2 protein-coding genes and 1 tRNA gene are annotated in these 2884 nt (G+C 35.4%); all 3 read right to left on the bottom strand.

What is annotated here, in order from left to right; genetic code table 11:
• Nucleotides 1-274: 274 nt before the first annotated feature.
• Nucleotides 275-1162 carry a 50S ribosomal protein L11 methyltransferase gene (prmA, locus tag B5D46_RS11815; protein WP_078929625.1) on the bottom strand — a complete coding sequence of 296 codons (888 nt, stop codon included), beginning with the start codon at nucleotides 1160-1162 and terminating at the stop codon, nucleotides 275-277.
• A 1-nt stretch (nucleotide 1163) separates the two neighbouring features.
• Complete coding sequence (locus B5D46_RS11810) at nucleotides 1164-2537, bottom strand: hypothetical protein (RefSeq protein WP_143675690.1); 1374 nt, start codon at nucleotides 2535-2537, stop codon at nucleotides 1164-1166.
• A 262-nt stretch (nucleotides 2538-2799) separates the two neighbouring features.
• Nucleotides 2800-2875, bottom strand: a tRNA-Thr gene (locus tag B5D46_RS11805).
• Between the last annotated feature and the right edge of the window lie 9 nt (nucleotides 2876-2884).

Below are 2884 nucleotides of genomic sequence, written 5' to 3'. Positions count from 1 at the left end.
GATCGATTGTTAATTAAAGATCTGCCATTACTTTTGTGGCAGATCGTGAACCAACCAGGCTTTAAAAGAAAAATCTCTTAAGGACCTAGGTATGTTTATTTATAGTAGTAGGTACTATTAATTTTATAAAAATATATAGATATAACAAATTTGCGTAAGCCAAAAATTGTGACGAGTTGTACTTTTTTATTTAATTTACGTCAATGAAAGAAAAATGGATCCAAAAAGATCCATTTCTTATAAGACTTGTTCTAATAAGGAACAATCGAGTTTTCTATTTTCTGGTTCCTGTCAAAAGAGCCCAGCCTTCCTTATCTTTAACCTTATTCATAATAAAATCACGAGAATAGGCTTCGATTACAGAATCAGCCTGTTCTGTTAAGATTCCTGATAAGGCAAGTAAACCACCACTCTCGGTTAAATCGGCAATAATAGGTTCAAGCTCTGCTAAAGGGCCAGCAAGAATGTTTGCCACTGTAATAGGAGACTTAGGCAAATTCAGCTTCTTGTCAGTTCCCATAAACAGCTCAAGTCTGTCTATAACGCCATTTCGTGTAGCGTTTTCCTTTGAAGCAATCAGTGCCTGCTCATCAATATCTACACCAAGTGCATTCTTTGCACCAAGCTTTAAAGCTGCAATAGCAAGAATACCAGATCCGCAGCCGTAATCTAAAACCTGTTTACCAGCTAAATCTAAAGAATCCAGATACTCTAGACATAGAGCTGTTGTAGGATGAGTTCCTGTACCAAAAGCAAGACCAGGATCAAGCATAACAACAACACTGTCCTTTTCATCAACACTTAGCCATGAAGGACAAATCCACAGACGCTTACCGAATTTAAGAGGTTTAAACTGATCCATCCATGCTCTAATCCAGTTTTTATCTTCAAGATGAGTAGCCATCATAGGAATATGATCTCCCAGAATAGCTTTTAAAGCACTTAGTATTGGTTCAGGATCTGTTCCCTGAGCTAACAGTCCTGTAACCTCGGTATTTGGCCATAATTTTCTTTCACCTGGACGAGGCTCAAGAATAGGAGAATCTTCAGCATCGGTATAACTTACAGATAAAGCACCAAACTGCTCTAAAAGATCAGCTATTGTATCTGCCAACTGATTGGTGGTTCTTAATTTAATCTGAATCCAATCTGAATTGCTCACTTTATTTTTTCTCCTGAAGATTTAATACATAACCTTTAATATCAAACTGATCTGACAGCTCGACTTCGTCGCTTGTATAATTCGCGGACTCTTCAATAATATTATTCAATCTCTTCCACACAATATAAGAAAGAGCCCCTAAAGGAATTCTTATGTTATTTTCGGATCGAATAAACTCGATTCGTCTCTTACTTATAAGGTTGATCTGCGGAATAATGACTTTTTTATAATCAAAAACCTTTATGAAAAGAACTTCCTTATCAAGCCATACAGCCTTAAGATTACTTTTACCACCAATACCATTTAAGATAGAAATCAAAAATAAATCAGGATTCTTAATATCCTTAAGGTTAAAGCCGGAATTCTTGAATCTGCGTTTTAATTTGTTCTTTAAATGATTAATCTTTCCAATTTTAGAAATCAATGTCTGCATTGCAAAAGGAATAAAAATTGAAAAGGCAATGACAACAAAATGAGATGTTGATAACTGAAGAAATGCCAGATTTCGTAATATGAGATCAGGCTGATACAGCATATAGAAACTGGTAAAAGTACCAATCTGTAAGTACAGATTCAAAAAGAACATGAAAATAGAGCTAAAACAGAGAGCAAGAAATGTTCCAGGATAGAAGAACATAATAATTAGCAGCTCAACTGAAATGCATGAGCCGATCTTTGAAGTCAGACAGGCAATAAAAGAAAGAAATACCAAAAACAGTCTGTTATATGATTTTGCAAAGGAGGCCCTGGTAATAATAATTGCAGGAAGAGAAATCATGTTAACCAGCATAATGCTATTCAGCATTGCATGAATAATCTCATTTTCAGACTGTAGACTTACCAGAGAATTTAGCAGTGAGCTGAATCCCAGGGTAAGCATAATCTCATAAATAGGTACAAATAAACAGGATAAGAATGTATCCAGAAAAACAGAGGTAAAGGTAATTAAAATCGAATGCTCAATATTCTTTACAACAACCATGATTGTAAAGAGAGAGATAAAAGGAAAAGTACAGATACAAAAAATCTTGGATAAAAAAGCCTTGAAGCTTAGACCTTCTGACTCGATATCGTTATTAGGTAAAAGAAATAAAGTTGCAACAAGAGAAGAAATAATCCACGATGTAGGCTGAGTAAAAAAATTCTGGTATTTAGATAAAGAGAATGCCACCAGAAAAGCATAAACAAGAGCTACAGATATAATCTGAAACATACGGTTAAATGTAGGAACCATACAGGCTGCAGCAATAGCAAAGCAGCCAGGCAGAATGATTCTGCAAACTTCAAGCAGAAGAGTCTGAGATTCAATATCCAACAGCGTTGGAATTCTTTTATCTAAAGCATATGAAACTATCGCCAGTAAACCTAATGGCAAAAGTAACAATAAACTCTTTTGTTGAAATTTAGAATGAGGCATTAATTTATCCGCAACTCGTTGATAGATGAATCAGCGTTAATTCAGAAAAAAATGTATCAATACAGATCTTAGAGCAATTCTAACACATTGATACACGGATACACAGTGAAAATGAGCTAATCTTAGTTGAACGCGTGTGACTTGAAAATGGTTAGAACAGAAATAAAAAAAGCTTCTGAAACTCAGAAGCCAATTTATTAACTAATTGATTTATAAGGACTGGTGCTGATACCGAGAATCGAACTCGGGACCTCACCCTTACCAAGGGTGCGCTCTACCAACTGAGCCATATCAGCACGTAGACT

Origin of the sequence: Succinivibrio dextrinosolvens DSM 3072 (genome assembly GCF_900167015.1) — a bacterium.
Classification (GTDB): Bacteria; Pseudomonadota; Gammaproteobacteria; order Enterobacterales; family Succinivibrionaceae; genus Succinivibrio; species Succinivibrio dextrinosolvens.
Note: the sequence above shows the minus strand (reverse complement) of the source record. Positions and strands in the feature narration are given on the sequence as shown.